This is a genomic window from Pseudomonas putida (assembly GCF_001941965.1).
GTDB lineage: Bacteria > Pseudomonadota > Gammaproteobacteria > Pseudomonadales > Pseudomonadaceae > Aquipseudomonas > Aquipseudomonas putida_L.
Window position 1 is genome coordinate 16,376 of record NZ_MKZO01000006.1, and the last position, 23,551, is coordinate 39,926.

Annotated in this window: 19 protein-coding genes; 7 read left to right on the forward strand and 12 right to left on the reverse strand. The window is 66.6% G+C overall.

All coding sequences use genetic code 11. The features are described from left to right. Window positions 1-122 precede the first annotated feature (122 nt). The 9 genes from PSEMO_RS03150 to PSEMO_RS03190 form a co-directional block, all read right to left on the reverse strand. Window positions 123-4,436, reverse strand: coding sequence for a SpvB/TcaC N-terminal domain-containing protein (locus PSEMO_RS03150; RefSeq protein WP_075801708.1), 4,314 nt, complete (start codon window positions 4,434-4,436; stop codon window positions 123-125). 109 nt (window positions 4,437-4,545) lie between these two features. Next, window positions 4,546-5,397, reverse strand: a complete 852-nt coding sequence (locus PSEMO_RS03155; RefSeq protein ID WP_075801709.1) for a CAP domain-containing protein — start codon at window positions 5,395-5,397, stop codon at window positions 4,546-4,548. Between the two features lie 165 nt (window positions 5,398-5,562). Further along, window positions 5,563-6,165, reverse strand: coding sequence for a cell wall hydrolase (locus PSEMO_RS03160; protein ID WP_075801710.1), 603 nt, complete (start codon window positions 6,163-6,165; stop codon window positions 5,563-5,565). Between the two features lie 223 nt (window positions 6,166-6,388). After that, entirely contained in the window at window positions 6,389-7,087 is a 699-nt protein-coding gene (locus PSEMO_RS03165) for a GNAT family N-acetyltransferase (protein WP_075801711.1), read from the reverse strand. Between the two features lie 59 nt (window positions 7,088-7,146). After that, window positions 7,147-8,772 (reverse strand): methyl-accepting chemotaxis protein, encoded by a 1,626-nt coding sequence (locus PSEMO_RS03170; RefSeq protein WP_075801712.1) that lies wholly within the window; start codon window positions 8,770-8,772, stop codon window positions 7,147-7,149. Window positions 8,773-8,885: 113 nt separating this feature from the next. Then, on the reverse strand, window positions 8,886-9,740 hold the full coding sequence (locus tag PSEMO_RS03175) for a helix-turn-helix transcriptional regulator (RefSeq protein WP_075801713.1): 855 nt from the start codon (window positions 9,738-9,740) through the stop codon (window positions 8,886-8,888). Further along, window positions 9,737-10,063, reverse strand: a complete 327-nt coding sequence (locus PSEMO_RS03180) for an AzlD domain-containing protein (protein ID WP_075801826.1) — start codon at window positions 10,061-10,063, stop codon at window positions 9,737-9,739. The genes PSEMO_RS03175 and PSEMO_RS03180 overlap by 4 nt, the downstream gene beginning before the upstream one ends. Next, window positions 10,060-10,752, reverse strand: coding sequence for an AzlC family ABC transporter permease (locus PSEMO_RS03185; protein WP_075801714.1), 693 nt, complete (start codon window positions 10,750-10,752; stop codon window positions 10,060-10,062). Before PSEMO_RS03185 ends, PSEMO_RS03180 begins: the two co-directional genes overlap by 4 nt. Window positions 10,753-10,832: 80 nt before the next feature. After that, entirely contained in the window at window positions 10,833-11,522 is a 690-nt protein-coding gene (locus PSEMO_RS03190) for a hypothetical protein (protein WP_081430187.1), read from the reverse strand. A 298-nt stretch (window positions 11,523-11,820) separates the two neighbouring features. Here PSEMO_RS03190 and PSEMO_RS03195 point away from each other — a divergent pair, with 298 nt between their 5' ends. From PSEMO_RS03195 to PSEMO_RS03205, 3 genes are all read left to right on the forward strand, one after another. Continuing rightward, window positions 11,821-14,181 carry a DNA polymerase II gene (locus PSEMO_RS03195; protein WP_086937195.1) on the forward strand — a complete coding sequence of 787 codons (2,361 nt, stop codon included), beginning with the start codon at window positions 11,821-11,823 and terminating at the stop codon, window positions 14,179-14,181. A gap of 207 nt (window positions 14,182-14,388) precedes the next feature. Beyond that, window positions 14,389-14,859, forward strand: a complete 471-nt coding sequence (locus tag PSEMO_RS03200) for a (R)-mandelonitrile lyase (protein WP_081430188.1) — start codon at window positions 14,389-14,391, stop codon at window positions 14,857-14,859. After that, window positions 14,837-15,604, forward strand: a complete 768-nt coding sequence (locus PSEMO_RS03205) for a carboxymuconolactone decarboxylase family protein (RefSeq protein WP_075801717.1) — start codon at window positions 14,837-14,839, stop codon at window positions 15,602-15,604. The genes PSEMO_RS03200 and PSEMO_RS03205 overlap by 23 nt, the downstream gene beginning before the upstream one ends. 2 nt (window positions 15,605-15,606) lie before the next feature. On the opposite strand, the gene PSEMO_RS03210 is transcribed toward PSEMO_RS03205, so the two are convergent. Continuing rightward, on the reverse strand, window positions 15,607-16,284 hold the full coding sequence (locus PSEMO_RS03210; RefSeq protein ID WP_075801718.1) for a type 1 glutamine amidotransferase domain-containing protein: 678 nt from the start codon (window positions 16,282-16,284) through the stop codon (window positions 15,607-15,609). Window positions 16,285-16,316: 32 nt separating this feature from the next. Beyond that, the gene (locus tag PSEMO_RS03215; RefSeq protein WP_256720953.1) at window positions 16,317-17,738 is read right to left on the reverse strand and encodes a coniferyl aldehyde dehydrogenase; all 1,422 of its coding nucleotides are present in this window, start codon (window positions 17,736-17,738) and stop codon (window positions 16,317-16,319) included. Window positions 17,739-17,847: 109 nt separating this feature from the next. Between PSEMO_RS03215 and PSEMO_RS03220 the strand changes: the two genes are divergently transcribed. Together PSEMO_RS03220 and PSEMO_RS03225 are read left to right on the forward strand one after the other, a co-directional pair. Next, on the forward strand, window positions 17,848-18,744 hold the full coding sequence (locus PSEMO_RS03220) for a LysR family transcriptional regulator (RefSeq protein ID WP_075801720.1): 897 nt from the start codon (window positions 17,848-17,850) through the stop codon (window positions 18,742-18,744). A 191-nt stretch (window positions 18,745-18,935) separates the two neighbouring features. Continuing rightward, window positions 18,936-19,484 (forward strand): DUF4174 domain-containing protein, encoded by a 549-nt coding sequence (locus PSEMO_RS03225; RefSeq protein ID WP_075801721.1) that lies wholly within the window; start codon window positions 18,936-18,938, stop codon window positions 19,482-19,484. A gap of 125 nt (window positions 19,485-19,609) precedes the next feature. Here PSEMO_RS03225 and PSEMO_RS03230 read toward each other — a convergent pair whose 3' ends face one another. After that, complete coding sequence (locus PSEMO_RS03230) at window positions 19,610-20,851, reverse strand: NAD(P)/FAD-dependent oxidoreductase (protein WP_075801722.1); 1,242 nt, start codon at window positions 20,849-20,851, stop codon at window positions 19,610-19,612. Window positions 20,852-20,965: 114 nt separating this feature from the next. Between PSEMO_RS03230 and PSEMO_RS03235 the strand changes: the two genes are divergently transcribed. After that, window positions 20,966-21,976, forward strand: coding sequence for an Ldh family oxidoreductase (locus PSEMO_RS03235; RefSeq protein WP_075801723.1), 1,011 nt, complete (start codon window positions 20,966-20,968; stop codon window positions 21,974-21,976). A 213-nt stretch (window positions 21,977-22,189) separates the two neighbouring features. Further along, window positions 22,190-23,383 (forward strand): amino acid aminotransferase, encoded by a 1,194-nt coding sequence (locus PSEMO_RS03240; RefSeq protein ID WP_075801724.1) that lies wholly within the window; start codon window positions 22,190-22,192, stop codon window positions 23,381-23,383. Window positions 23,384-23,551: the final 168 nt, after the last annotated feature.

Here is a 23,551-nt window from a genome sequence, read left to right on the forward strand (position 1 = left end):
CGACGGTTCGGCGCTCCGACAAGCTCGCTCCCACAGGGTGTGCGCCGCGCTCAAGAACTGTTCTCTACGTGACAGCGCAGCCTGCAAGGCTGGGCGGACTCCCACAATCATTGTGGCGCGTTTCATCCTTCGCCCTGCATTTCTTCCCAGGTGTCGTTCTCGTCCTCGCTGATGCTGTACCACGGCAGGTAGCGTTGCCGACGCAGGTAGCCCTTGGCGGTCAGCACGCGGATTTCCCGGCCCAGCGGGTCGTAGAACTGCTGGTCGTTGTAGCCGAACAGCTTGAACGAGGCGTCGTTGATGTAGCGCCAGCGCTCGGCGAAGTAAGGCCGGTAGACCCGCACCGGCAGGCCCTTGTTGTTGTATTCGACCCGCTCGCTGACCCGCCAGCGCGCGGCGGCGTCCACCAGTACCGGCTGGCCGTCTTCCAGGCGCAGTTCGCCGTTGTCGTCGACGGCGTAGGCCAGGCCCGGTTCGACTCTCTGCTTGCTCTGCAACGCGCGGCCGAAGCCGTCGCTGCTGCTCAGGCTGATGCGGATCTGCAGTTCGGGATCGCCCGGGTAGCGGTCGGCCAGCAGCACGGCGCTCTGCACCGGCTGGCGGGTTTCCACGGGTTGCATCCAGCTGAAGGCGTCGTAGTAGCAGGCGCTGGCGGCGTTCTGCAGGGCGGCGTGCGGGTCGTCGATGGCGCTGGCGAGGTCCTCGCTGTCGCGCTGGTATTCGCTCAACGGCGCGAAACCCACCGCTTCGCCGTTTTCGGTGCCGTGGAAGCTGCTCGCCAGGAGCCGGCCGAAGCCGTCGTACAGAGCTTCCTGGATATTGTCGTTGGGGTCGGTGATGTGCCGCGGTTGCAGGCAGTGATAGTCGAACGCGGCCAGGGTCCGGCAGCCATCGGGCAGGGTGATGCAACTGACCTGGCAGTGATAGGGGTCGTGGGTCACTTCGGTGACGCCGTGGCTGCGGGTTTCACGGAAGGCCTGGGTGCGGTGGAAGGCGCTGGCCGGGGCGTAGGTGGTGAAGCCCTGGCGGATGGCCCAGAGCTCCAGCTCCGGCTGTTCCGGCAGGAACGCCGGCATGCGCTCGTAGTTGAGCTCGACCAGCTTGTCGCGCAGTTCGTCGCGGCTCATCACCCGGTCGTAGGCCTGCATCGCCTGTTCGTTCAGTTCGGCACTTTCCAGGTAACCGGGCAGGGCCTCGAAGCTGGCCTGGCCATCGGGCAGGTCTTCCCGGGTGGTCGTGTCGGGCGCCTGGTAGCGTTGCACGGTCTGCCCGCTGAAGACCCGCTCGGCGTCCTCGCCCAGCGGGCTTTCCGGGCCGACCAGGTGCTCGTAGCTGATCTGCCGCAGCGGCAAGGCCGTGCGCGCCAGCATCACCACGTTGTTGCGCTGGCGCCAGGGCAGGCCGAGGCGCCAGCCCTGGGCGTCGCTGAGGTGGATGGCCTGGCTGCGGGTTTCGTTGAGGTAATGGTTGTACTGCGCGTCGTCATGGGCGTCGCGCCACCAGGTCTGTTCATGCTCGCTGTCGAAGGGGGGCGGGTCACTGACATGGCGGCGGCGTGCGCAATGGATGACCACGGCATGGGTCGGCTGGGCGTAGGCGTCATGGGCCAGGTTGATGCTGTGCTGGCAGCGTGGGTCGTCGGCCTGGCGCTCGTAGTTCAGGCTGATGCTTTCCAGTGCCAGCGGCAGCATGCGCGCATAGGGCTGGTGGGCGCCGGCGGGGGCCAGTTCGCGCAACAGGTAGCGATGCTGCTCCACCGCGTAGGGCACTGCGGCCTGCGGGCTGTCGTCGAGGCCGTAGTGCTCGCTGCGGATCGGCGAACCGCTGAGGGCATGGGCCATGGCACGCAGGCGGGCTTCGTCCGGGCTGGCGACGATGTGGTCGGCCGCGTTCTGGAACAGGCTCAGCAGGTCCGGACCAGGCTCGGCCGCCTCGCTGTCCTGGTAGAAATCATCCCGGGCCGGCGCCGGGTACTGGCCGGTGTGGAACCAGGTCTTGCTGAGGATCGGTGCGGTGAAGTGCGTGTCCTCGTCACCCCGGGCGCTTTCGCTGTCGGTCTGCAGGAGCAGGCCGAAACCGCGCAGTTCCCGCTCATGGCGGTCGTAATGGCCGCGGCGGTACTGCATGCGTTGCACCAGCAGGTTGCCGGTGATCTCGTCGAGCTGGGTCTGCCGGGCGACCACGTGCAGGGTCATGGGCAGGTGGCTGACCGCAGGCTGCCCGGCCTGGCGCAGTTCCGCTTTCTCGTCCAGCCATTCCTGACCGGAACTGCGGTATTCGACGCTGCCGACCGAGCCCATGTTGTTGTCGGTGCGGTTGAGCAGGTAGGGCTTGTGCGCGGTGAAGTCCATGCGCCAGTGGCGTGGCTGCATATGCGGCACGGTCAGGACCAGGCTGGCACAGCCCAGGCCCTGCAGGTCGGCGGCGCTGACCTGGCACAGGCGGTCGTAGCGCACGCCCTGCGGCCAGGGTTGCAGCACCGGCGCCTGCAGGCCGAAGCCGCTGCGGTTCATGAACAGGCGCACACCGTCGCTTTCCAGGTAGAGCAGATCGCTGGCGCCGGAACCGTCGAGGTCGGCCAGGCGCACCCGTCCGGCATCGAATGCGGCATGCTCGAAGGGCAGGCTGGCGAAGCGGAAGCCTTTGCCGAAGCGGCCGTGGCCGAGGTTCGGCCAGCAACGGATCTCGTTGTGGCGGATGCGCACCAGGTGCTGCTGGCCACTGCCGAGGATATCGCTGAACGCCACCAGTTCGGCGCGGTCGTCGCCGATGACCGGCAGGCGGTCGTCCTGGCTGTGCGGCACGTCCACCGGCGCGGCATGCCCCTGTTCACGGCGGTTGGCATACAGGCGCACGCTGCGCGGGCCGATCAGGGCCAGGTCGAGCAGGCCGGCACCGCTCAGGTCGGCCAGTTGCGCCAGCGGGTGCAGGGCTTCCGGGGCGACGGCGGCGAACGGCACGAAGGTCGACCAGCTACGGTCCGGGTTGAGGGTAAAGAAACCGTTCAGGCCGGGAGCGCTGATGCACCATTCGAGGCGGCCGTCGCCGGTCAGGTCCTGTAGCGCCTGGCGCAGCGGCCGGCTGCTGTCGGCCAGGGGCAGGCGCGGCAGCAGCGACCAGTCGCCATAGGTCACCCGGTCGTTGCGGGCGTCGTCGTCGCGGCCGCTGGCGTCGCGCAACGGCTCGCGGTAGTACCAGCCCTTGTCGCTGCTGTGCAGCACGCCGGGCAGGCCCTCGCCGTACAGGTCGACCAACTGGTAGCCGAGGCCATCGTTGAGCCCGGGCATCGCCGGGAATTCGCTGAAGGTGCAGGGCGCCTCCGGATAGAACGGCGCATAGGCGAAGGTCAGCGGCGGCAGGCTGCTGAACTGGCCGCTGGCAGACCAGGCCTGGCTATGGGCACCGACCAGCAGGTTGTAGGACAGCTCGCTGGCCTGGTACTCCAGCAGCAGGCGCCGCACCAGCACCGGTTCAGGCCCCAGTTCGGCCTCGAAGCGGTGGAACATCAGGACCTGCCGGCACAGGCGCAGGTTGCCCAGCTCGAAACCGTAGGCGAAGGTGCTGTGCGGGTCGCTGCGCACGCTCCAGGGCCCGGCCTCGGCGTAGCCGGGCTTGTCCGCGGCCTCGGCGCTGCGCTCGCCGTAGTCGAACAGCACCTCGAAATGCCAGTGCACGGCGTCGAGGGTGTCCGGCTGCCACAGGTACAGCCAGGGGTGGGCGCTTACATTGCCGTAGCAGACCCGGCTCAGGTAGCGCTGGGCGCGGAAGTCGCGGGGATGCTCCGGGTCGAGTCCGGCCAGGTCTTCGCCCTTGTACTGGTAGAGGATGTGCTCGCCATGGGCATTCATGCTCTCTTCCAGCAGCCATTCGCCGACCCGCCGCGAGTCGTCCGGGTCGGTGCTGCGCGAGGAGGGGTTGCGGCCGTAGAAATGCAGGCTGCCGTCGCCGCCGTGGATCAGCCAGAAGCCCGGGTCGTCGGCATCGGCGCGCCAGTGCTCGATGCGCTCGAAGGCGCCTTCGATGCGCGGGAAGTGGCGGATCACCTGGTAGCGGCGGTCCAGGGCCAGGCTGCGGTAGTCATCGACCTCGGTGAACAGCAGGTTGCCGCTCGCATCGCGTTCAGGCAGCCAGGCCACCCCGTCCGGGCCAAGGATCACGTCGTCATCGGTGTAGCGCGGCACGCCCTTGCTGGTGCGCCGGGCGACGCAGCCGATGGACAGGCTCCAGCCCATGCCGAACAGGCCGTTGCTGACCGTGCTGCGGTAGTTCAAGGCCAGTGGCGGGGCATAGCCGCGACCAGGGGACACGGGCAAGGGAATGTCGAAGGAGGCCGCCCCCGTGGTGCCGACACCGCCCCAGCCGCTGCCGATGCTCTGGATGGCGCCGCCGCCCTTGGGCAGCGCGGGAAGGGCGACAGCGGGTGTCTGATCCTGCATGACCTATGCTCCATGGACTGTCCATGGAGCAAGAGTGCCTTGGTTGGGGTATTTCGTTAACTGACAAAAATGCTAGGTGGACGACCGTGCCGCGCACCTTGGCAGCCGTTCATGGCGTCCCGAACAACGCCGTCCAGTAGATTCCCGCATCGCTCTTCGGGTCGGTGGCATAGGCCCCGCCCATCTCCCGCAACTGCGGGTTCATCAGGTTCGCACAATGCCCCGGGCTGGCCAGCCAGCCATCGACCACCTTGCGCGGGCTGTCGAGGCCGGCGGCGATGTTCTCGGCGATGCGCTGGCCGCTGTAGCCGGCGAGCTCCGCCCGGTCACCCGGGGTGCGGCCTTCACGGTCGATATGGTCGAAGAAATTCTGGTTGGCCATGGCCCGGCTGTGGCTCTGGGCCGCCCCGGCCAGAGTGTCGTTCCAGCCCAGCGGGGTGGTCGCGCTCATGGCCTGGGTACCGCATTGGCGCGGCTGGGCGCGGGCGCTGTTGATCGCGTCGAGCAGGTTGCGCCCTTCGCTTTGCCAGTCGCCCAGGCGCGCGCTGAGCAGCGGGCGGGCGACCACGATACGCCATTCACGGTCTTCGCGGCTGACGCCGATATCGACGAACTGCGGGTCCAGCACCACCTGGCAGAAGCTCTCGCGGATGGCTTTCATCGCCGCCCCGGCATCCCGCGGGCCGGACAGGCTGATGGCCTGGACATTGACCATCGGGTAGGCGACCCGGGCCAGTTGCTGTTGCAGGTCGCCCATGCTGGTGGCCGACAGCACCAGGCGCGGGTCGCTGGCCAGCGGTGGCAGTTCCAGGGACGCCTGGTTGGCGCAGGCCTGGGACTGGTTGCGGTAAGCGTTGATCGAGTCGATCAGTTGCGTCTCTTCCGACGCCTGGACCTGGCTGGCGAGCAGGGGGCCGAGGCAGAGCAAGACGAAGCAAAGCATGGAGGAACGGACGCGCATTGAAATCTCCCTGGTACATGAAACCGGCGGGTCCGCGCTGATGGCCCGACCGGAGCCCCGATGGATTGGGGTAAAAATGCAGAACAAGCGGGTGCATGGTAGCCAGAATGGCTACTGCCTGTCGTCTTTGTCCGGCATCGGGCCGTTCGGGTTCCCTGCGACGGATCAGCGCGCTGCGCCATTTTGCGGTTTATAGAAGACAAATCGACTGGTCTGCGCGGTTTTCACGAAGGTTTTGCGCCAGGCGGGAGCGGCCTTGCGGTCATGGAAATAGAGGGCGCCGTGGCTGTTGTCGGGGAGCTGGCGGTTGAGGGTCTTGCGCGCGATTTCCTTGGCCTGGAGAAACGGTTCGTCTTCCTTGATCTGGTCGGCCCGGCCATCGCACCACCAGGAGAACTGGCAGGCATGGCGCTCGGAGCCCTGCTTGACCACGCCGCAGACGGTATCGGGGAAACCGTCATGGCCGAGACGATTGAGCACCACGTTGGCCACTGCCTGCATGTCGGCGGCGCTGGCGCCCTTGGCTTCCCAGTAGATGGTGCGTGACAGGCAGGTCAGAGTGTCGTCGAGGGCGGCCTCGCCGTTGGGGTCAACGGCCTTGGCTTCTGTCGGGGTAAGGGTGGTGCCGGGAGCGGGCTTGGCCTGGACCGCGACGGCGTGTTCCAGGGCTTCGGCTTTTTCCTCGGCCTTGTTGGCGACCGGGTCGGCGGCCTGGGCGGTGAGGCTGAGCAGGGCGGTGAGGCAGAGGGTGGTCCACGGAGCGTGCATGGCCGGAGTCTCAGGTTGAGTACCTGATGTATTGACTGCGGGGGAAGTTCAATGATTCCGGGGTTGCCGCCGGACGGTAGCGGTTCGGTTGTTTGCGGTTGTGAAGCGCACTGCTGATCCCTGTGGGAGCTGGCTTGCCAGCGATGAGGTCGGCACAGGCAAAGATGTTGTTCGATCTGGCCAAATCGCTGGCAAGCCAGCTCCCACAGGGTACGCGGCGTATTCAGATCAGTCGTATAGCTCGCAACTGCCAGTTCGCAGTACGCTCCCAGGCAAACGCCGCCGCATGCCGGCTCAATTCATCCAGTTGCCGATCACGCTTCTTCTCCGCCTCGACCATCGCCTTGCGCCCATGCTGCTTGAGCAGGTAGCTGTGGATCTGCTGGATCTCCACCGTGCGGAAGATCGGCGCCACATCCAGCACCGCCAGCTCCGCATCCCCGGCCGGCGCATCGGTGGCCATCAGCACCTGCGGCCCCCGGGCTCCGACCACCTCGAAGCCGAGGGCTTCGAAACACGGCACCTTGCCCTTGCCACAGGCCAGTTCGATACGCGGATGACGCTGGCGCACCTCGTCGAGCATCGCCCGGGCGATCCCGCGGCGACGTAGGTCCTGGCGCACCGCCATATAGGCCACGGCGCAGGCCCCGGGCTCGCCCTCGATCGGCAGGTACAACACGAACCCGGCCAGTTGCTCCTCGTCGCACGCCAGCACCAGCTCCACCGGCAAGCGCGTGCCACCCAGCGCTTGCAGATAAAGGTGCACCTCGAAGCCCAGCGCGTATTGGTACAGGTTGTACAGCGGATTGCTCGGCTGCAGGCCGGTGGCGCTGAGGTCGCTGAAGTTGTCGACCACCAGTTGCATCAGCTGGCTGTGCAGCGGTTCGGCAGGGGCGGTCTGGTGCAAGGTGACAACGGGCATCGCGGGCAAGGCTCCGGAAACGGGACAGGGCCGCCAGTCTACAGGAGCCCGCGCGGAACTCAGACCCTGAATCGCCCCACCAGCGCCGTCAGCTCGCTCGCCAGCCCCGACAGGGTCTGGCTCGCCGCGCTGGTCTGCTGCGCGCCCTCGGCCGAACGCGCCGACAGTTCGCGGATATTCAGCAGGTTGCGGTCCACCTCCCGCGCCACCTGGGCCTGCTCCTCGGCGGCACTGGCGATCACCAGGTTGCGTTCGTTGATCTGCCCGATGGCGGCATAGATGCCTTGCAGCACCTGCTCCGAGGCCTGGGTGGTGTCCAGCGCCGAACGCGCCCGCTCGGCACTGGCGTGCATGGAGCTGACCGCCACCTCGGTACCGTGCTGCACGCTGCCGATCATCTGCTCGATTTCCTGGGTCGACTGCTGGGTGCGGTAGGCCAGGGTACGCACCTCGTCGGCGACCACCGCAAAACCACGCCCGGCTTCACCGGCCCGGGCCGCTTCGATGGCAGCGTTGAGGGCCAGCAGGTTGGTCTGCTCGGAAACCGCACGGATGACTTCCAGCACCTTGCCGATATCGCGGATCTCCCCGGCCAGCAGTTGCAAACGCTCGCTGCCGGCCTGCACTTCGCCGGCCATGGCCTGGGTGCCGTCGAGGGTGTCGCTGACCTGCTGGCGGCTTTGCTCGGCCAGGCGGTTGGAGTCATTGGCGGCCTGGGAGGTGGACACGGCATTGCGCGCCACTTCTTCCACGGCGGTGGTCATCTCGGTGACGGCGGTGGCCGCCTGTTCCAGCTCTTCATCCTGGCGGCGCAGACTTTCCGCGCTCTGTTCGGTGACCGTATTCAGGGCCTTGGCGGAGGCGGCCAGTTGCCCGGCGCAGGCGCCGATCTGGCCCAGAGTGTCGCGCTGGCTGTGCTGCATGCGTTGCAGTTCGGCGAACAGCTGGCCGATCTCGTTGCTGCCCGGCACTTTGACCGGCTCGCTCAGGTCGCCGCCGGCAATGCGCTGGAAATGCCGCCCGGCTTCGGCCAGCGGGCGCAGCACGCGCTGCTGGATCAAGCCCCAGCACAGCACCGCCAGCAGCACCGTGGTCACCAGCAAGGCCAGGCTCAGCAGTTGCGCGGTGCGCAGGCGGTTGGCCGACTCGGCCATGATCTGCTGGCTGCGCGCGCTCAGCTCCTTTACCAGCTCCTGGCGCAAGGCCTGCAGGCGGCCCATGGCATTGCCGGCATCGACGTTAACCGCGAAATAACGATCCAGGGAGTTTTCCAGGGTCGCCTGGCGCTGCCCGGCGATGGCCACGGAATAGGTCTGGAAGGTGCGTTGCAGCTCATCGGCGGTGCCCTTGATTGCCGGATCATCGACGGCGGCGACGAACTCGGCGGTCAGCGCCAGGCTGGCGTTGATCAGCTCTTCGGAGCGGGTCAGGCGGCCCTTGGCACTGTCCATATGGCCGCCTTGCTGTTCGATAAAGCCCGAGGACACGTTGGCGCTGGAACGGATCGCCATCAGCAGGGCGTTGTTCAGGCGATCGGACTGGTGCGCGGTACGGTCCAGCTCGGCGATCTGCGCGTCGCTGCCCACGGCGGCGCGCCAGGCGCTGACGGTGGAGAACAGCAGGGTCAGGCTGAACAGGGACAGCACCCAGAACATACCGGTGCGGATTTTCAGGTCGGCGAACATGCGGGCAGGGCTCCTCGATTGTCGGTCCCGCCACTTGTCGTGTGGGGCGGGTTGCCATTGCTATCGGAGGACGAAGATGACCGCTTGAGGGGTGGAGACTGGGTTGTGTTCGATTATCGAACGGAGATGCTCGGCGTGCTGTCGGCACAGGCGCGGCGGTATTCGCCGGGGGTGACGCCGAAGGCCTGCTTGAACTGGCGGTTGAGGTGTGCCTGGTCGGAGAAGCCCAGGTCCACGGCGACATTGAACGGCAGGTAGCCGTGGCGCAGCAGGGTCCGCGCCCGGGCCAGGCGGCGCTGCTTGAGCCAGGCATGGGGCGGCAGGCCGGTGGCCTGGCGGAACACCCGGGCGAAGTAGAAGGGCGAGAGGTGCACGGCAGCGGCCAGTTCTTCCAGCGAGGGCGGGCAGTCCAGGCGCGCATCCAGCAGCTCGCGGGCCCGGGCCACGGCCAGCGGCTCGTTGCCCGGGGCGCGCGGATCGCGGACCCTGGCGTGGCGTTGCATCAGCAACAAGGCCGCCTCGCGCCATGCCGACTGCTGCTCCAGGGCGCTGGCGCCCTGTTGCGCGCAGCGGTGCAGGCCGAGCAGGGCACGGAACACCAGCGGGTCCTGCAACACGCTACTGCTGAAGCCCGGGGTGCCGCCGGCGCTGAGTTCCAGCTCGTCCAGCACGCTGGTCATATGCGCCACGTCCGGGTAGCAGCCGCGATAGCTCCAGCCGTTTTCGTGGGCGCGGGAGCCGGTGTGCAGTTCTTCCGGGTTGATCAGCACCACGCTGCCCACCGGCGCCACATGGTCGGCGCCGCGGTGCCAGAAGCACTGCGCGCCGGTCTCGATGGCGACGATGGAGTAGCCCTCGTGCACATGAGGCGCGAAGCGTTGCTGGAAATAGCGGGCCTGGAGCAACTCGAGGTTGTCCAGCGCCGGCGCCTGCCAGAAGTGGGTCTGTTCCCGTGGAGCCTGTGTCATGGCGAACCGTTCAGCCACCAGCGATAGACGAAGAAGAAGCCCATGCTCAGCAGCATGCTGAGCAGGGTATTGCGCGTCCAGAGTACCAGCACCACCGCCAGCAGCGAACCCAGCAGGTAGGGGTTGGCCGGATCCAGGTTGAGCTGGTGTTCGGGCAGGAACACGATCGGCCCGCAGATCGCGGTGAGCATCCCCGGCACGGCAAAGCCGAGGAACTCCCGGGCATTGGAGCTCAGGCGCAGCGGCAGGCGGGGCTCGAGGAAGGCGTAGCGGTTGAGGAAGACCAGCAGGCCCATGGCGAAGATCAGGACGAAGACCATCAGCGTGCTCCCGAGAATTTCTGGCAAATGAAGCCGGCGGCCATGCCCAGCAGCCCGGCGGCGACCAGGGCGGTCTCCCAGTGCCAGTAGCTGAACAGCACCGAGCAGAACAGCGCCACCGCCACGCAGACCACAGTCGGCAGGTTGCGCACGGTCGGCGCGATCAGGGCGACGAAGGTGGCCGCGATGGAGAAGTCCAGGCCCAGTTGGTCCAGGTGCGGGATGCTCTGGCCAAGGATGATCCCGGCCAGGGTGAACAGGTTCCACGCCAGGTAGAAGGTGAAACCGACGCCGAAGGCGTACCAGCGGTTGAACTGCTGGCGGTCGTGCTGGCTGACCAGGGCGAAGAACTCGTCGGTCAGCAGAAAGCCCAGGGCCAGGCGCCAGCGGGTCGGCAACTCCGACAGTACCGGGCGCATCGACAGGCCGTAGAGCAGGTGCTGGGAGGTCAGCAGCAGGGTGGTCAGCAGGATCGAGAACAGGTTGGCGCCACCCTTGAGCATGCCGATGGCCACCAGTTGCGCCGCGCCGGCGAAGACGATCGCCGACAGGCCCTGGCTTTCCAGCGGGGTAAGGTTGGCTTCAATGGCCATGGAGCCGGCCAGCAGGCCCCAGGGCGCGACCGCCAGGGACAATGGCAGGCAGGCGATGGAGCCCTTGATATAGGCGGTGCGGGCAAGGGATGGGGACATGGGCGACAGCGTGGTGAGGGACGGCCATGCAGGATGCCAGAGCGCCGCGCGGGCGCCTTGAACAATCTTGCCCAGTTACCTCAGGGGTGCTGGCTGACCAGTTGACGGCGTGCCGCCTGGCAGCCGTTGAGGTCCATGGCCTTTTGCACATAGCTGACGCGCTGGTTGGCATCCAGGCCGGCGAGCAGGCGGTAGACCTCGGCCTGGAAGTCGCGCTGGCGCCCCCATTGCAGGGCCAGGCCCTGCGGGCGTTCGCGCAGGCACAGCAGGCGCACGGCAGGTTGCGGATAGTAGCCGGCGTAGAACGAACTGCGCGCCGCGACCTGCTCCAGGTCCTGGCGGAAGGCACGGTCTTCCAGCAGGTCCGGACACCAGTTGACCACTTCCAGCGCGGCCGGGGCGAAGCCCTGAGCGATGCTCGAACGCAGCAGCGGACAGGCTTCGGCGGCGATCTGTGCGGCCGGCAGGTGGGTGATGTAGTGCAGCGCCAGGCGGTACTCGGCCACCGGATGCTGCAACAGCGCGGCGCGTTGCAGCAGGGCGACGGCGGGTTGCAGGGTCTGGTCGAGGGCCTGGACCTTGCGGATCAGCTCGCCGTCGGTGGGCAGGACATCCAGCGGCAGGGCGTTGCTTTGCGCGTCGGCCTTCTCCAGCAGGGGCAGCGCCTGGCGGTAGAGCAGGTCGGCATGGGGATCGATGAGCGGATCGCCGGCCAGTGCCGTCAGCGGCAGCAGCCACAACAGGGAGAGCAGGGAGCGGTCACATCGCACGGGGTTGGTCCTGCTGGGCGGCATTCATGGTCTCGGGCACTGTCCATAGTGAGGGAAGAAACTCCTGGCCGGGCATTCTAACGGGATGAGGGGCGCGCCGAAACCCGTCGTCGACAAGGTGCCGTGCAGGTAGAATCCGTCCCCTTCGCGGCTTGCGCAAAAACCTGTGGGAGCTGGCTTGCCAGCGATTGGGCCGGACCTGACAACATCTTTGCCATGGCCGGCCTCATCGCTGGCAAGCCAGCTCCCACAGGGTTTTGCAGCGGCCATTCGATTTTTGCCAGCAGAGGAAACTGTGGTGCAGCCACAACAGGGCTTTGTCCTGACCCGCCATTGGCGGGACACGCCCCAGGGCACCCAGGTGGAGTTCTGGCTGGCCACTGATGCGGGCCCGCGCCTGCTGCGCCTGCCATTGCAGACTTCGGTGGCCTTCATCCCCGCGCAGTACGAGGCCCGCGTGCGCGAGCTGCTGCGCGGCGAGCGGGATGTCGAGCTGCGCCCCCTGGCCCTGCAGGACTTCGAGCACCAGCCCGTCCTCGGCCTGTACTGCCGCCAGCAACGCCAGTTGATCCAGTTGGACAAACGCCTGCGCGCCGCCGGCATCGAGGTGCTCGAAGGCGATATCCGGCCGCCCGAGCGCTACCTGATGGAGCGCTTCATCACCGCCCCGGTGGCCTTCAGCGGGCAGGTGGATGCCGACGGCTTGTACCTCGACGCCCAGTTGAAACCGGCCAACGACTACCGCCCGCCGCTGAAACTGGTGTCCCTGGATATCGAGACCAGCGAGCGCGGCGAACTGTATTCCATCGCCCTGGAAGGCTGCGGCCAGCGCCAGGTGTACATGCTTGGCCCGGCCAACGGCGAGCCTGGCGCCGTGGATTTCGACCTCGCCTGGTGCGATTCGCGCGCCGACCTGCTGCATAGCCTCAACACCTGGCTGGCCCGCCATGATCCGGATGCGATCATCGGCTGGAACCTGGTGCAGTTCGACCTGCGCGTCCTGCATGAGCACAGCAAACACCTGGGCGTGCCGTTATTGCTGGGCCGCGATGCCCAGCCCATGGAGTGGCGCGAGCACGGCAGCCGTACACACTTCTTCGCCGCGGCGGCCGGCCGGTTGATCATCGACGGCATCGAGGCGCTGCGTTCGGCGACCTGGAGCTTCCCGTCCTTCAGCCTGGAAAACGTCGCCCAGACCCTGCTCGGCGAAGGCAAGGCCATCGACACGCCGTACCAGCGCATGGACGAGATCAACCGCATGTTCGCCGAGGACCGTCCGGCCCTGGCACGTTACAACCTCAAGGACTGCGAACTGGTCACGCGGATCTTCCGCAAGACCCGCCTGCTGGACTTCCTGCTGGAGCGGGCCACGGTCACCGGCCTGCCGGCGGATCGCAGCGGTGGCTCGGTGGCGGCCTTTTGCCATTTGTACATCCCGCTGATGCACCGCCTTGGCTTCGTGGCGCCGAACCTTGGCGGGCGCGAAGGCGAGGCCAGCCCCGGCGGTTTCGTCATGGATTCCCGGCCCGGGCTCTACGAGTCGGTGCTGGTACTGGACTACAAGAGCCTGTATCCGTCGATCATCCGTTCCTTCCTGATCGACCCGGTGGGCTTGATCGAGGGCCTGCGCGAGCCGGATGACCAGCACTCGGTAGCGGGTTTCCGCCAGGCGCGTTTCTCGCGGACCCGGCATTGCCTGCCGGCCATCGTCGAGCGGGTCTGGCAGAGTCGTGAAGCGGCCAAGCGCGATGGCAACGCGCCGTTGTCCCAGGCGTTGAAGATCATCATGAATGCCTTCTATGGTGTGCTCGGCTCAAGTGGTTGCCGCTTCTTCGATCCCCGCCTGGCCTCGTCCATCACCCTGCGCGGGCATGAAATCATGCAGCGCACCCGCCAACTGATCGAGGCCCAGGGCTATGCGGTGATCTATGGCGATACCGACTCCACCTTCGTCTGGCTCAAGAGCGCCCATGCGCCGGAGGATGCCGACCGTATCGGCAAGGCGCTGGTGGCGGGGGTCAACCAGTGGTGGCGCGAGCACCTGCGCGAAGAGTACGGGCTGGAAAGCGCCCTGGAATTGCAGTACGAGACCCATTACACGCGCTTCCTCATGCCCACCATCCGCGGCGCCGAGGAGGGCAGCAAGAAGCGCTATGCCGGGTTGGTGCGGCGCGCCGACGGCAGCGAGGAGATGGTCTACAAGGGCCTGGAAAGCGTGCGTACCGACTGGTCGCCGCTGGCCCGGGAGTTCCAGCAGGCGCTATACCAGCGGATCTTCCAGCGCCAGCCATACCGGGAATTCGTCCGTGATTACGTGCAGCGCACCCTGGCAGGGGAGCTGGATGAACTGCTGATCTACCGCAAGCGCCTGCGTAGGCCATTGAGTGACTACCAGCGCAACGTCCCGCCGCATGTCCGCGCCGCGCGCCTGGCGGACGAATACAACGACAGCCGGGGCCGGCCGCGGCAGTACCAGCGCGGTGGCTGGATCAGCTACGTGATCACCACCAGCGGGCCGGAGCCGCTGGAGAACCGGCGCAGTCCGATCGATTACCAGCATTACCTGGACCGGCAGTTGCAGCCGGTGGCGGATGCGATATTGCCCTTTGTCGGGGATGATTTCGATGGGTTGATCGATCGGCAGATGGGGTTGTTCTAAAGGACCCTATCGCTGGCAAGCCAGCTCCCACAGGGATCGCATGCACCGCGACCCTGTGGGAGCTGGCTTGCCAGCGATGAGGCCATCAGCAGCACCACAAGGTCTATTGATGAATCTGGTTCATGGCGGCATCAAGCCCCGGCGGGTTATGCCCTCGCCGATGCTGTGGCTGAATCGGTTCGATCAGCCATCGAACGGAAACCGCCCATGCGTCTTGCCAACCCGAGTGTTTGCCTGCTCTGCCTCGCCGCCCTGCAACTGCCGGCCGAGGCCGGCGAACAACGCATCATCCGCGCCGGAGAACAGGCGTCCATCGCCGGCCCCGAGCAATTCTTCACCGGCCGTGTCCGCATCGACCCGGTCTGGCCCGTCGATGACCACCTCAATGCCTCCGGCGGGCTGGTGACCTTCGAGCCCGGTGCCCGCTCAGCCTGGCACACCCATCCGGCCGGGCAGCGCCTGCTGGTCACCGCAGGCGTCGGCCTGGTCCAGGAATGGGGCCAGCCGGTGCAGGTGATCCGCCCCGGCGATGTGATCTGGTGCCCGCCCGGCATCAAGCACTGGCACGGCGCCGCGCCCAACACCGCCATGACCCATCTGGCGGTTACTCCCAGCCTGGACGGCAAGAATGTGAACTGGATGGAGAAGGTCAGCGATGAGCAATACCTCGCCCGTTGAACGCCTGCGCGCCGGCGTGTTGAGCGCTACCCTCTGTCTGGCCGCCGCCGCCGAAGCCAGCACTTCACAGGAGATCACCCAGGTGAACCGATCCGCCGATAGCAGCATCAGCCTTTCCACCACCCTCGATGCCCGCCAGCAAGCCATGGTGCCCATCGCGGCGCTGGCGGCAGCAGGGCAGATGGAGCCGCTCAAGGCTGCCCTGGGCAAGGGCCTGGATGCCGGCCTGAGCATCAGCGATACCCGGGAAATCCTGGTCCAGCTGTATGCCTACGCCGGGTTCCCGCGCAGCCTCAATGCCCTCGGCGTGCTGATGGCGGTGGTGGAAGAGCGCAAGCAGCGCGGTATCGAGGATGCGCCAGGACGTGAACCGCAGCGAGCGATTCCGGTCGGGGATGAACTGCTCGCCGCCGGTACCGCCAACCAGACCCGGTTGTCCGGGGCCCCGGTGGCCGGTCCGTTGTTCGAGTTCGCACCGTTGGCCAACCAGTACCTGCGCAGCCACCTGTTCGGCGATATCTTCGAGCGCGACAACCTCGACTGGCAGAGCCGCGAGCTGGCAACGGTGAGCATGCTGTCCGCCCTGACGGGCGTCGAGCCGCAGTTGCAGGCCCATATGCGCATCAGCCTGAACGTGGGGCTCAGCGTCGAACAGCTTGAGCATCTTGGCCGGGTGCTGGCCGAGGTCGATCCGCAAATGGCGCGCCGGACCAGCGAAGCGCTGGCCCGGCATCTGCAGCAGTAGCCTCAGCCGAGCAGCTTGAGCAACGCCTTGGCGGCGTCTTCGGAACTGGCCGGGTTCTGCCCGGTGACCAGCCGCCCATCGACCACCACGAACGGCTGCCAGTTGCCGGTTTTCTCGTACAGCCCGCCCAGGCGCTGGAACTCGTCCTCGATCAGGAACGGCACCACGTCGGTGAGTTGCACATCGGCTTCTTCGCCATTGGTGAACCCGGTGACCCGGCGCCCGCCCACCAGCGGACTGCCGTCGGCGGCCTTGACATGACGCAGCACCCCCGGGGCATGGCAGACGAAACCGATCGGCTTGCCGGCTCGCTCGAAGGCTTCGATCAGGGCGATGGAGCGTGGCGATTCGGCCAGGTCCCACAGCGGGCCGTGGCCGCCCGGGTAGAAGACGGTGTCGAAATCGCTGGCCTCGATGCTGTCCAGTTTCACCGTCGAGGCCAGCGCGCGCTGGGCCTCGGGGTCGGCCTTGAAGCGCTGGGTCAGTTCGGTCTGGAAGTCCGGCAGCTCGCTTTTCGGGTCCAGCGGCGGCTGGCCACCGGCCGGGGAGGCCAGCACCACTTCGGCACCGGCATCCTTGAACACGTAGTAAGGCGCCGCGAACTCTTCCAGCCAGAAGCCGGTTTTGTGTCCGGTGTCGCCCAGTTGGTCGTGGGAAGTCAGAACCATCAGTACTTTCATCGGGTGTGTCCTTTCAATCGGGATTCGGGTGTTCAGGCTTCCAGAAAAGCCTGGATCGCTTGCAGTTTCGTGTCATAGGGCGCACGCAGGCGCAGGTTCGAGGCGCCATCCTGGCTCTGCCGGACCACCGCCTTGGCATGGGTGAAACGACGGAAACCATGCACGCCGTGGTAGGCGCCCATGCCCGACGCACCCACGCCGCCGAAGGGCAGGGCGTCGATGGAGGCGTGGGTCATCACATCGTTGATCACCAGTGCTCCCGAGGTGGTGTGACGGGCGAAGGCCTGTTGCTGCGCCGGGTCGTCGCTGAACAGATAAGCCGCCAGCGGGCGCGGATGGGCGTTGATGTACTCCAGGGCCGCGTCGAAGCCGGCACAGGATCTGACCGGCAACAGGGGGCCAAAGATCTCTTCCTGCATGATCTGCATCTCGTCGCTGGCGCCGAACACCAGGTGCGGGGCAATCTTTCGAGTGCGGGCGTCGAAGTCCGGTTCCCCTTGCGGGGCCAGGCTGATCACCGTGGCGCCCTTGCGTCGGGCGTCGTCGAGCAGGCCGAGCAGGCGCTCGAAGTGCCGCGGGTTGATGATCGCGGTGTAGTCCGGATTGTTCTGCAGGGTCGGGAAGGTGCTGGCGATGAACGCTCGGCTGGCCTCGACGAACGCCTGTTGGCCCTGTTCGGCGATCAGCAGGTAATCCGGCGACAGGCAGATCTGCCCGGCATTGAAGGACTTGATGGTCAGGGTGCGTTGCACCGCCGTGGCGATATCGAAGCCTTCGGCGACCACCACGGGCGACTTGCCGCCCAGCTCCAGGGTGACCGGCACCAGGTTCTCGGCCGCAGCCCGCATCACATGGCGACCGACCGCCGTGCTGCCGGTGAACACCAGATGATCGAAGGGCAGGGCGCTGAACGCGGCGCCGACGCTGGCATCGCCGAGCACCACGCAGAGCTCGGAGGGTTCGAAGTACGCGGGAACCAGCTCGGCCAGCAGTTGCGAGGTGGCCGGGGTCAGTTCCGACGGCTTGAGCATCGCACTGTTGCCCGCAGCGAAGACCCCGGCCAGCGGCCCGAAGGCCAGGTTGATCGGGAAGTTCCACGGACTGATGACGCCAACCACGCCCAGTGGCTGCTGTTCGATCCAGGCACTCATGCCGGGGCCGGGACTTTCCACTGGCTCAGGCTGCATCCAGCTTTCCAGGTGTTCGGCCGAATGTTCGAGCATCTTCACCGTGGTCGCGAGGTCGGCCACCAGAGTCTGGTAGCGGCTGCGGGCGCCGAAGTCGGCCGCGATGGCCGTGGCGATCGCCCCGTGGTTGTCGCGGATCAGGCGGGCGGCGCGGGTCAGGCGGTCGCGGCGCCGTGCAGCGCTGGCCGGACCGGCGGCGAGGTGGGCGCGCTTCATGCCGCGCAGGATAGCGTCGAGGTCCTGGAGGGCCTGGTTGTCGATCATCATGATGCTCCACTGGCTGTCTCGAAAAGATGCCGGTCATGCTAGGGGACTGGTGAGGCGTGCAGAAGTCAGGGTATTTTGCGTCTCATATAAAATTATTTATGGATGGCCCATGTCCCTTGTCCGTCTGCGAACCTTTATCGAGGTCTACCGGCAGCGCTCCATCAGCGGCGCGGCACGCACCCTCAGCCTCACCCAGCCGGCGGTTTCCCAGCATATCGCCGGGCTCGAAGCGGCCATTGGCCGGGCCCTGTTCGACCGTCAGGCGCGAGGCGTGGAACCGGCCTCGGCGGCCCGGGAGCTGGCCGCCGACCTGGGCGACAAACTGGACCTGGCGGAGTCGGCCCTGGCCTCGGCACGGGCGCGTTCGGTGGAACTGGCCGGGGCCTTGCAGATCATCGGCCATGCCGATTTTCTTGCCGAAGTGGTATCGCGTCAGTTGCGCCCGCTGCTTGAAGACGGCATTCGCCTGCGCATGCGCAGCGGCAACCACGAGCTGATTACCCGGTCGTTGGTGGAAGGCGAATGCGATCTCGGCATCTCTGCCCAGGCCCCGGACGATCCACGACTGCGTGGCGAACTGATGTCCAGCGACGAAGTGGTCGCGGTGGCGGCGCCCGCCGTGGTGCAGCGCCTGCTGGCTGGCGGGAGCCTGCAACAGGCGCTGGGCCGGGAGCCGCTGTTGGCCTACAGCCTGGAACTGCCGCTGGTGGACACCTGGCTGGCGCACAACGGCATCGAGCTGCCGGCGTCGATTCCGGCCGTGGCCGGGCAGGATCTGCGCACCTTGCGCACCCTGATGGTCGACGGTTTCGGCTGGAGCGCGTTGCCGGCCTATCTGTGCGAGGCGGCCATCGCCCGCGGTGAGCTGGCGGAGATTCCCGGCCCGGTCGGCCGCACCCGGCGTGATTACCACCTGCTCTGGACCCCGGCTGCGCTGCGCCAGCCCCGGGTCGCCCACGCCCGGCAGATCTTGCTCTGGCAGTTGCGCAACAACCCGCGCAGTTGAGCTGTCATCGACTATCCTCCTGACTAACAAGTAGGAAATTTCCGCGGTGCGATCGCGAAAAATTACCTTTCTGAAACCGAAAGTTACCTTTGTCCCGGGCAGTCGCCCTGTGCAGTCGTTTAGGCTCCGACCTTCGGATCTTTCCTGGAGGTCTGTAGTCATTGTTACGAGGATTGAAAAAGGAGAAACACATGCTCGTCCGGTCCCTGACCCTTGCCGCGCTGCTGGCCGTTGCCGGTCCGCTGTTCGCAGATGACAGCCCTCTGGATCTGGATGCGGGCCGGGCCCGTCCGCTGGTGGTGATCGCACCGACCAGCGCCGACCCGCTGCTGCGAAGTCTCAACGAGTCGCTCAAGGACCCGGCGACCCAGGCGGGCTTCAAGGAGCGCGGCCTGGTGCTCTACAGCGTGGCCGGGATGATCGGCAAGCGGGATGACAAGAACCTCGAGCAGCAGACCACCATGGCGCTGATCCGCCAGGTCAGCCGCGGCGCGCAGAACGGCACCCAGGTGACCCTGGTGGGCAAGGACGGCAGCAAGCATGTGCTGGAAAACGACGGGTCGCTGGATATGAACAAGATCTTCGCGGCGGTGGATGCGCTGCCGGCGGAGGAGAAGGCGATCAGCAAGCCGGAGGCGGAGGCGGCACCAGTGGCCGCTGATGCCAAGGCGGGCAAGGCGGATGCCAAGCCGGCGAAGCCGGCAAAACCCAAGGCACCGCCCAAACCGCTGGATGACTGAAACGCGGACCCTGTGGGAGCTGGCTTGCCAGCGATAGGGCCAGGCCTGACAACATCTTTGCCAGTGCCGGCCTCATCGCTGGCAAGCCAGCTCCCACAGGGTTTTGTGTCTGGCTTCTAAACGACTTAACCGAAACGCGCCGCGCTATACGGCGCAGGGTCAGTAAACGGCACCTCCCCACACATCATCTCCGCCACCAGCCTGGCCGTGACCGGCCCGAGGGTCAGGCCATGGTGGGCATGCCCGAAGTTGAACCACAGCCCTTGATGCCGCGGCGCCGGGCCGATCACCGGGCGCATGTCCGGCAGGCACGGGCGACGGCCGAGCCACGGCTGCCGGTCAATCCGGTCACCCAGGGGGAACAGGCTGCGCGCGATCACCTCGCAGCGCTGCAACTGGATTTCATTGCCCGGATCGTCACTGGCCGCGAACTCCACCCCCGTGGTCAGGCGGATGCCCTGGTCCATCGGCGCCAGCACGAATCCCGCCTCGACATCACAGATCGAATGCCTGAGCTGCATGCCCGGAAGCACCTGGTAATGCATGTGATAACCGCGTTTGTTTTCCAGCGGAATGGCGTAGCCCAGTGGTTTGAGGACCTCGCTGGCCTGAGGGCCCAGTGCAATCACTACGTCCTTCGCATCGATCGGCCCGCGCTGGCTGCTGACCTGCCAGCCACCTTCGACCTGCCGCAGGCTGCGCGCATCGCCATGGATGAACTGCCCGCCACGCTGCACGAACAGGCGTGCGTAAGCGCGGACCAATGCCCCGGGGTTGCTCACCGTCTTGGGGTCGAGCCAGTGGATGGCGCCGATTGCGGCCTGGCTCAGGCTGGGTTCCCGGGCATGCAGTTGCTGGCGGTCGAGCAGGTCGAAGGCCAGGCCGTAGGGGCCCAGGCTTGCCGCGTCGGCCTTGGCGGCCGCGAAGGCGGTTTCGTCCCGGTACAGCTCGACCCAGCCCTCGGCCCTGATCAGCGCCTGGGCGCCGGCCGCCTCGATCAACGGATCATGTTCGCTGACGCAGCGCTGCATCAGCGGCTGGATGGCCCGGGTCGCGTCAGCCAGCGGTGCCGGCGCGGAGTGCTGCCAGTAGCGCAACAGCCAGGGCGCCAGCTTCGGCAGGTAGCGCCAGTCGAAACGCATGGCGGACTGGCGGTTCAGGCTGTAGCGCGCCAGTGTTTTCAGGTCGCGGGGAAAAGCGTAGGGCGTCACGCTGGAACACTGGATCAGCCCGGCATTGCCATGGCTGGTACCGCTGCCGGGCTCGTCGCGGTCGATCAGCACCACTTGACGGCCGCGCGCTTGCAACTGCAGCGCGGTACTGACGCCGACGATTCCGGCACCGAGAACGAGGGTTTGGCAGTGCATGCGGGGACACCTCCAGCGTGATCAGGGTTGTTACAGACTTTGACAGATAGCGGTCATCCGGAGAAAGTCCACAGGTGGCTGTTCCCACTCCAAATCCAAGCAAGGGAGCTTCAGATGTCCGCACCTGCCCGACAGATTCCGTTCGCTGACCTGGTGAACCTGTTGCAGCGTATCTTCATTCGCAATGGTTGCAGCGACACGGTGGCCGCCGCGCTCGCCACCAACTGCGCCAGTGCCCAGCGCGATGGTGCCCATAGCCATGGCGTGTTCCGTATCCCCGGTTATCTCTCGACCCTGGCCAGCGGCTGGGTCGATGGCCGGGCCGAGCCGGTGGTCCGCGATGTGGCCAGCGGTTATGTCAGTGTCGATGCTGGCGGCGGTTTCGCCCAGCCGGCCCTGGCGGCGGCCCGCGAGTTGCTGGTGAGCAAGGCGCGCAGTGCCGGGATCGCCGTGCTGGCGATTCACAATTCCCATCATTTCGCGGCCTTGTGGCCGGATGTCGAGCCCTTCGCCGACGAGGGCCTGGTGGCCCTGAGCGTGGTCAACAGCATGACCTGCGTGGTACCGGAAGGGGCACGACGGCCGCTGTTCGGGACCAATCCGATCGCCTTTGCCGCGCCCTGTGCGGGCGGGGCGCCGATTGTCTTCGATATGGCCACCAGCGCCATGGCCCATGGCGATGTGCAGATTGCCGCGCGCAAGGGCGAGTTGCTGGCTGACGGCGTCGGAGTGGATCGCGAGGGCAGGGCGACCCGGGATCCGGCGGCGATCCTCGATGGCGGGGCGTTGCTGCCGTTCGGCGGGCACAAGGGCTCGGCGCTGTCGATGATGGTCGAGCTGCTGGCGGCGGCGCTGACCGGCGGGAACTTCTCCTTCGAGTTCGACTGGTCGCAGCATCCCGGGGCGAAGACGCCGTGGACCGGGCAACTGATCATCGTCATCGATCCACGCCTGGCCCAGGGCGAGCGTTTTGCCAAGCGGGCGCGGGAACTGGTGGGGCAGATGGAGGCGGTGGGGGTGACGCGGATGCCGGGGGAACGGCGGTTCAGGGAAAGGGACAAGTCGGCGCGGGACGGGGTTAGCCTGACGTCGGAGGAGTGGACACAACTGCACTCCCTGGCCTGACACTGACCCTGTGGGAGCTGGCTTGCCAGCGATTGCTGTAGTGAATTCACCATCGCAATCGCTGGCAAGCCAGCTCCCACAGGGGGTGGCGGCGTTCTCCAGATGATGCGCGAGCGCACAAAACCCTTGCACCAAGGGCATGTTCCTGCGCCCTGACTCCGGGTATCCTCGACACACTTTGTTCGATTCATCCTCCCCAAGGAGTTGTGCGCTGTGTTCAAACATGTCGATGCCTATGCTGGTGACCCGATTCTGTCCCTGATGGAAACGTTCAAGACCGATCCGCGTGCCAACAAGGTCAACCTGAGCATCGGCCTGTACTACGACGCCGCTGGCGTGGTGCCGCAACTGGCAGCCGTGGGCGAGGCTGAGAAGCGCCTGGCCGACAAGCCCCACGAAGCCTCGCTGTACCTGCCGATGGAAGGCCTGGCCGGTTACCGCCAGGCGATCCAGAACCTGCTGTTCGGTGCCGACCACCCGGCGGTGAGCGACGGCCGCGTCGCCACCGTGCAGACCGTTGGCGGTTCCGGCGCGCTGAAAGTCGGTGCCGACTTCCTCAAGCGCTACTTCCCCGAGTCGCAGGTGTGGGTCAGCGATCCGACCTGGGACAACCACCGCGCCATCTTCGAAGGCGCCGGGTTCAAGGTGAACACCTACCCGTACTTCGACCAGGCCAGCCGTGGCGTCAACTTCGACGGCATGCTGGCGGCCCTGCAGACCCTGCCGGCCAACAGCATCGTCCTGCTCCACCCGTGCTGCCACAACCCCACCGGTGTCGACCTGAACCAGGCGCAATGGCAGCAGGTGATCGAGGTGGTCAAGGCGCGCAACCTGATCCCGTTCCTCGATATCGCCTACCAGGGCTTCGGCGAAGGCCTGGCCGAGGACGCCTTCGCCATCCGCGAAGCGGCCCGTGCCGGCGTGCCGTGCCTGGTCAGCAACTCGTTCTCGAAGATCTTCTCGCTGTACGGCGAGCGGGTCGGCGGCCTGTCGGTGGTCTGTGACGACGCCGCGACCCAGGCCAGCGTACTCGGCCAGCTCAAGGCCACCGTACGCCGCAACTACTCCAGCCCGCCGGCGTTCGGTGCGCAGCTGGTGGCTACCGTGTTGAACGATGCCGGCCTGAATGCCCAGTGGGCGGCGGAAGTGGAGCAGATGCGCCTGCGCATCCTCGACATGCGTCAGGGGCTGGTGGATGCCCTGGCGGTTTTGCTGCCGGGCCAGGACTTCTCGTTCTTCCTCAGCCAGCGCGGGATGTTCAGCTACACCGGCCTGAGCGTGGCCCAGGTGCGCCGTCTGCGCGACGAGTTCGGCGTGTACCTGATCGACAGCGGCCGGGTGTGCATGTCGGGGCTGCGTCCGGACAACCTGCAGCAGGTGGCTGAGGCGATCGCTGCGGTTCAGTAAGTCCCACCCTCGCGGGCTTGCGCATGCTCTTGTAGGAGCGTGGCTTGCCCGCGAAGGACCGCGCTAGCGGTCCCAAAATGGTGTAGACAATGAGATTTTGGGACTGCTACGCAGTCCTTCGCGGGCAAGCCACGCTCCTACAGGCTACCCCCATGAACCTGCTCTGAT

What these genes read in the sequence shown, in the direction of transcription:
- PSEMO_RS03150 (WP_075801708.1), bottom strand. Translation starts at nt 4,436, where the DNA reads ATGCAGGATCAGACACCCGCTGTCGCCCTTCCCGCGCTGCCCAAGGGC.
- PSEMO_RS03155 (WP_075801709.1), bottom strand. Translation starts at nt 5,397, where the DNA reads ATGCGCGTCCGTTCCTCCATGCTTTGCTTCGTCTTGCTCTGCCTCGGC.
- PSEMO_RS03160 (WP_075801710.1), bottom strand. Translation starts at nt 6,165, where the DNA reads ATGCACGCTCCGTGGACCACCCTCTGCCTCACCGCCCTGCTCAGCCTC.
- PSEMO_RS03165 (WP_075801711.1), bottom strand. Translation starts at nt 7,087, where the DNA reads ATGCCCGTTGTCACCTTGCACCAGACCGCCCCTGCCGAACCGCTGCAC.
- PSEMO_RS03170 (WP_075801712.1), bottom strand. Translation starts at nt 8,772, where the DNA reads ATGTTCGCCGACCTGAAAATCCGCACCGGTATGTTCTGGGTGCTGTCC.
- PSEMO_RS03175 (WP_075801713.1), bottom strand. Translation starts at nt 9,740, where the DNA reads ATGACACAGGCTCCACGGGAACAGACCCACTTCTGGCAGGCGCCGGCG.
- PSEMO_RS03185 (WP_075801714.1), bottom strand. Translation starts at nt 10,752, where the DNA reads ATGTCCCCATCCCTTGCCCGCACCGCCTATATCAAGGGCTCCATCGCC.
- PSEMO_RS03200 (WP_081430188.1), top strand. Translation starts at nt 14,389, where the DNA reads ATGCGTCTTGCCAACCCGAGTGTTTGCCTGCTCTGCCTCGCCGCCCTG.
- PSEMO_RS03205 (WP_075801717.1), top strand. Translation starts at nt 14,837, where the DNA reads ATGAGCAATACCTCGCCCGTTGAACGCCTGCGCGCCGGCGTGTTGAGC.
- PSEMO_RS03210 (WP_075801718.1), bottom strand. Translation starts at nt 16,284, where the DNA reads ATGAAAGTACTGATGGTTCTGACTTCCCACGACCAACTGGGCGACACC.
- PSEMO_RS03215 (WP_256720953.1), bottom strand. Translation starts at nt 17,738, where the DNA reads ATGATGATCGACAACCAGGCCCTCCAGGACCTCGACGCTATCCTGCGC.
- PSEMO_RS03220 (WP_075801720.1), top strand. Translation starts at nt 17,848, where the DNA reads ATGTCCCTTGTCCGTCTGCGAACCTTTATCGAGGTCTACCGGCAGCGC.
- PSEMO_RS03225 (WP_075801721.1), top strand. Translation starts at nt 18,936, where the DNA reads ATGCTCGTCCGGTCCCTGACCCTTGCCGCGCTGCTGGCCGTTGCCGGT.
- PSEMO_RS03230 (WP_075801722.1), bottom strand. Translation starts at nt 20,851, where the DNA reads ATGCACTGCCAAACCCTCGTTCTCGGTGCCGGAATCGTCGGCGTCAGT.
- PSEMO_RS03235 (WP_075801723.1), top strand. Translation starts at nt 20,966, where the DNA reads ATGTCCGCACCTGCCCGACAGATTCCGTTCGCTGACCTGGTGAACCTG.